Source organism: Microvirga sp. ACRRW (genome assembly GCF_022346925.1).
Lineage (GTDB): Bacteria > Pseudomonadota > Alphaproteobacteria > Rhizobiales > Beijerinckiaceae > Microvirga.
In genome coordinates, this window is sequence record NZ_JAKRNJ010000016.1 from 1 (window position 1) to 5,748 (window position 5,748).

3 tRNA genes and 3 rRNA genes are annotated in these 5,748 nt (G+C 56.0%); all 6 read left to right on the forward strand.

Annotated elements, in window-relative coordinates:
- The first annotated feature begins 188 nt into the window (after positions 1–188).
- A 16S ribosomal RNA gene (locus MHY87_RS18595) occupies positions 189–1,675 on the forward strand.
- 178 nt (positions 1,676–1,853) lie between these two features.
- Positions 1,854–1,930 (forward strand) — tRNA-Ile (locus MHY87_RS18600).
- A gap of 89 nt (positions 1,931–2,019) precedes the next feature.
- A tRNA-Ala gene (locus MHY87_RS18605) sits at positions 2,020–2,095 on the forward strand.
- A gap of 263 nt (positions 2,096–2,358) precedes the next feature.
- Positions 2,359–5,161: ribosomal RNA gene (locus MHY87_RS18610) — 23S ribosomal RNA — on the forward strand.
- A gap of 82 nt (positions 5,162–5,243) precedes the next feature.
- A 5S ribosomal RNA gene (gene rrf / locus MHY87_RS18615) occupies positions 5,244–5,358 on the forward strand.
- Together the 16S, 23S and 5S rRNA genes with 3 tRNA genes alongside form the textbook arrangement of a ribosomal RNA operon.
- Before the next feature lie 133 nt (positions 5,359–5,491).
- Positions 5,492–5,568 (forward strand) — tRNA-Met (locus tag MHY87_RS18620).
- The last annotated feature ends 180 nt before the right edge of the window (positions 5,569–5,748 follow it).

The following is a 5,748-nucleotide window of genomic DNA, read 5'->3' on the forward strand; positions in this document are numbered from 1 at the left end:
TTGCTCTTTGACAAGTGAAGAAAGAAGGAGAAGCGTAGGCGGCGGTGTCCTTGCGCCGGTTCTTTGAACCGGAATGATAAGACAACGACCCGTTCTATGCTTTGGTGAGTACACCGCTTCAGGGAGACCTGGAGATGGAGGTGCTCTGTCAATTGATGCAGTGAACGACAGTCGGAGATCAAATCTTTCAACTTGAGAGTTTGATCCTGGCTCAGAACGAACGCTGGCGGCAGGCTTAACACATGCAAGTCGAACGGGCCCTTCGGGGTCAGTGGCAGACGGGTGAGTAACGCGTGGGAACGTGCCCTTCAGTTCGGAATAACCCAGGGAAACTTGGGCTAATACCGGATACGTGCGAGAGCAGAAAGATTTATCGCTGAAGGATCGGCCCGCGTCTGATTAGCTAGTTGGTGAGGTAATGGCTCACCAAGGCGACGATCAGTAGCTGGTCTGAGAGGATGATCAGCCACATTGGGACTGAGACACGGCCCAAACTCCTACGGGAGGCAGCAGTGGGGAATATTGGACAATGGGCGCAAGCCTGATCCAGCCATGCCGCGTGAGTGATGACGGCCTTAGGGTTGTAAAGCTCTTTCAGCGGGGACGATAATGACGGTACCCGCAGAAGAAGCCCCGGCTAACTTCGTGCCAGCAGCCGCGGTAATACGAAGGGGGCTAGCGTTGTTCGGAATCACTGGGCGTAAAGGGCGCGTAGGCGGCTTTGTAAGTCGGGGGTGAAAGCCTGTGGCTCAACCACAGAATTGCCTTCGATACTGCATGGCTTGAGACCGGAAGAGGTAAGTGGAACTGCGAGTGTAGAGGTGAAATTCGTAGATATTCGCAAGAACACCAGTGGCGAAGGCGGCTTACTGGTCCGGTTCTGACGCTGAGGCGCGAAAGCGTGGGGAGCAAACAGGATTAGATACCCTGGTAGTCCACGCCGTAAACGATGAATGCCAGCCGTTGGGCAGCTTGCTGCTCAGTGGCGCAGCTAACGCTTTAAGCATTCCGCCTGGGGAGTACGGTCGCAAGATTAAAACTCAAAGGAATTGACGGGGGCCCGCACAAGCGGTGGAGCATGTGGTTTAATTCGAAGCAACGCGCAGAACCTTACCAGCCTTTGACATGTCCCGTTTGGATCCTGGAGACAGGTTCCTTCAGTTCGGCTGGCGGGAACACAGGTGCTGCATGGCTGTCGTCAGCTCGTGTCGTGAGATGTTGGGTTAAGTCCCGCAACGAGCGCAACCCTCGCCCCTAGTTGCCATCATTCAGTTGGGCACTCTAGGGGGACTGCCGGTGATAAGCCGAGAGGAAGGTGGGGATGACGTCAAGTCCTCATGGCCCTTACGGGCTGGGCTACACACGTGCTACAATGGCGGTGACAATGGGCAGCTAACCCGCGAGGGTGCGCTAATCCCAAAAAGCCGTCTCAGTTCGGATTGCACTCTGCAACTCGAGTGCATGAAGGTGGAATCGCTAGTAATCGTGGATCAGAACGCCACGGTGAATACGTTCCCGGGCCTTGTACACACCGCCCGTCACACCATGGGAGTTGGTCTTACCCGACGGCGCTGCGCCAACCGCAAGGAGGCAGGCGACCACGGTAGGGTCAGCGACTGGGGTGAAGTCGTAACAAGGTAGCCGTAGGGGAACCTGCGGCTGGATCACCTCCTTTCTAAGGATGATCCCTCAAGATCGGCATCTGTCGGTTTTATCGGATCTCTTCAGAACAAAAGAGCTCAGTCAGAGCTCGCTATGCGGGACGCTGCCGTCTTCGCTTCTCTTTCTTCTCCGGATACATCGATCAGGGGTCCTGTGCGTGTGATAGCGCGCGGTGATCTGGGATGCGGTTCGGGCCTGTAGCTCAGGTGGTTAGAGCGCACCCCTGATAAGGGTGAGGTCGGACGTTCGAGTCGTCCCAGGCCCACCATTTATCTTTGGAGCCTCAAACGCCGGGTCTTTGTCTTGCGAAGGCCGACCGGCCGCCGCGCCTGATGGCGACTGAGGCCCTAACAAAAAGGGGCCTTAGCTCAGCTGGGAGAGCGGTAGCTTTGCAAGCTTCAGGTCGTCGGTTCGATCCCGACAGGCTCCACCATTTTTTTGATCGTGTTGACGTATTCGGATGTCATTGAGGTTCGCGCCTCCCCTCTTGTGTGTGGGACGCGCGGATGTTTGAAATCGTAAAGAGGCAGCATATTCGGCAAGCGGACAACCTAGTTCCGCGAACCAGCCATGGCCCGCAGCCATGTGCGCCGGATATGCTTGGCAAGCAAAAATATGACGTCGACCGAAAGGTCGAGGTCAGGTCTTTCTTGAGATCATGTCCGGCTCTGCCGAGCGGACATCGATCATGAGAGTAATCAAGTGTCGTAAGAGCATCTGGTGGATGCCTTGGCGCTGAGAGGCGATGAAGGACGTGGTACGCTGCGATAAGTCTTGGGGAGCTGCGAACGAGCTTTGATCCAAGAATCTCCGAATGGGGAAACCCACCTTCGACCCTTTGTATTCTGACGCCATCGCAAGGTGGGGTTGGAATACGGAGGGTCAGATGAAGGTATTAAGCCCTGAATACATAGGGGTTTAAAGCGAACCCAGGGAACTGAAACATCTAAGTACCTGGAGGAAAGGACATCAATTGAGACTCCGTTAGTAGTGGCGAGCGAACGCGGATCAGGCCTATGCCAACATGATCTTCACTGGAACCGTCTGGAAAGTCGGGCACGATGGGTGATAGCCCCGTACAGGTCAGGGTGATTGTTGGATTTGAGTAGGGCGGGACACGTGAAATCCTGTCTGAACATGGGGGGACCACCCTCCAAGCCTAAGTACTCCTCAGCGACCGATAGTGAACCAGTACCGTGAGGGAAAGGTGAAAAGCACCCCGACGAGGGGAGTGAAATAGTACCTGAAACCGGATGCTTACAAACAGTCGGAGCCCAAGGTTCGTCCTGGGTGACGGCGTACCTTTTGTATAATGGGTCAGCGACTTAAAGTAACGAGCAAGCTTAAGCCGATAGGTGAAGGCGCAGCGAAAGCGAGTCTGAACAGGGCGTTCAGTTCGTTGCTTTAGACCCGAAACCGGGTGATCTAGCCATGAGCAGGTTGAAGGTGCGGTAACACGCACTGGAGGACCGAACCGGTGCCTGTTGAAAAAGTCTCGGATGACTTGTGGCTAGGGGTGAAAGGCCAATCAAACTCGGAAATAGCTGGTTCTCCGCGAAAGCTATTTAGGTAGCGCCTCGCGTGAATCCCCCAGGGGGTAGAGCACTGGATGGGCTAGGGCCGCCCACAGCGGTACCAAACCTAACCAAACTCCGAATACCTGGGAGGACTGCGCGGGAGACACACGGCGGGTGCTAACGTCCGTCGTGGAGAGGGAAACAACCCTGACCTACAGCTAAGGCCCCCAATTCGTGGCTAAGTGGGAAAGGATGTGGGAATCCCAAAACAACCAGGAGGTTGGCTTAGAAGCAGCCATCCTTTAAAGAAAGCGTAACAGCTCACTGGTCTAAACAAGGGTTCCTGCGCCGAAAATGTAACGGGGCTCAAGCCACGAGCCGAAGCTTAGGGTGCATCGCAAGATGCGCGGTAGCGGAGCGTTCCGTAAGCCTGCGAAGGGAGACCCGTGAGGGCTCCTGGAGGTATCGGAAGTGCGAATGCTGACATGAGTAACGACAAACAGTGTGAAAGACACTGTCGCCGAAAGTCCAAGGGTTCCTGCGTAAAGTTAATCTTCGCAGGGTTAGCCGGCCCCTAAGGCGAGGCCGAAAGGCGTAGTCGATGGGAAGCACGCTTAATATTCGTGCGCCAGTGGATGGTGACGGATCCTTATCGTTGTTCGATCTTATCGGATTGATCGGGCAGCCTCCGGGTCCCAGGAAATAGCCTCCACATCAGACCGTACCCGAAACCGACACAGGTGGACTGGTAGAGTATACCAAGGCGCTTGAGAGAACTATGTTGAAGGAACTCGGCAATTTACCTCCGTAACTTCGGGATAAGGAGGCCCTCGTCTTGGGCAACCAGGGCGGGGGGGCACAGACTAGGGGGTGGCGACTGTTTACCTAAAACACAGGACTCTGCGAAGTCGCAAGACGACGTATAGGGTCTGACGCCTGCCCGGTGCCGGAAGGTTAAGAGGAGAGGTGCAAGCTTTGAATCGAAGCCCCGGTAAACGGCGGCCGTAACTATAACGGTCCTAAGGTAGCGAAATTCCTTGTCGGGTAAGTTCCGACCTGCACGAATGGCGTAACGACTTCCCCGCTGTCTCCAACATAGACTCAGTGAAATTGAATTCCCCGTGAAGATGCGGGGTTCCTGCGGTCAGACGGAAAGACCCCGTGCACCTTTACTGTAGCTTTGCGCTGGCATTCGTGTCGGCATGTGTAGGATAGGTGGTAGGCTTTGAAGCCGGAGCGCCAGCTCTGGTGGAGCCATCCTTGAAATACCACCCTTGTAGACATGGATGTCTAACCGCGATCCGTTATCCGGGTCCGGGACAGCGCATGGTAGGCAGTTTGACTGGGGCGGTCGCCTCCCAAAGAGTAACGGAGGCGCGCGAAGGTGGGCTCAGAACGGTCGGAAATCGTTCGACGAGTGCAATAGCATAAGCCCGCTTGACTGCGAGACTGACACGTCGAGCAGAGACGAAAGTCGGCTATAGTGATCCGGTGGTCCCGCGTGGGTGGGCCATCGCTCAACGGATAAAAGGTACGCCGGGGATAACAGGCTGATCTCCCCCAAGAGTCCATATCGACGGGGAGGTTTGGCACCTCGATGTCGGCTCATCACATCCTGGGGCTGGAGAAGGTCCCAAGGGTTCGGCTGTTCGCCGATTAAAGTGGTACGTGAGCTGGGTTCAGAACGTCGTGAGACAGTTCGGTCCCTATCTGCCGTGGGTGTAGGAGTATTGAGAGGATCTGTCCCTAGTACGAGAGGACCGGGATGGACGTACCTCTGGTGGAGCTGTTGTGGCGCCAGCCGCAGTGCAGCGTAGCTATGTACGGACGGGATAACCGCTGAAGGCATCTAAGCGGGAAACCCACCTCGAAACGAGTACTCCCTTGAGAGCCGTGGAAGACGACCACGTTGATAGGCCAGGTGTGTAAGCGCGGTAACGTGTTGAGCTTACTGGTACTAATTGCTCGATTGGCTTGATTGCTCTCATGGTCCGTGTCCGTGAGATCAGGAAAGACACTCTGTTTAAAACTGAAAACTGCTTGCCTGTTGTTGTGCTTCGCCGGTCCGGTGATTTGAGCGAGGAGCCTGAACCCGATCCCATCTCGAACTCGGCCGTTAAACTCCTCAGCGCCGATGGTACTGTGTCTCAAGACCCGGGAGAGTAGGTCATTGCCGGGCCTGCCAAGCACAACAACCGCCTCTTTACAATCTCTGACACGCGAAACGCGGCGCTTCTTGAAAAAGAGCGCCGCGTTCGTGTTTGGTCAGTGCTCTTCTTGCCGGCACAGCCTGCTGTGACGGCCATGATTGACGCGGGGTGGAGCAGCCCGGTAGCTCGTCAGGCTCATAACCTGAAGGTCACAGGTTCAAATCCTGTCCCCGCAACCAACACCTCAAAGCCCCCGCGTCAGACAGGACCGGGGGCTTTGGCGCGTCTGGAGGGCGCAGGGACGCACACAGCCCGGGCAGACCTCAGGGGCGAGCGCCTTACTCCTCCCGGAACGCCCGAACCGCATGATCCACAACAGGCTTCGTGAGATACGACAGCGCACTGCGCGAGCTGGTTTG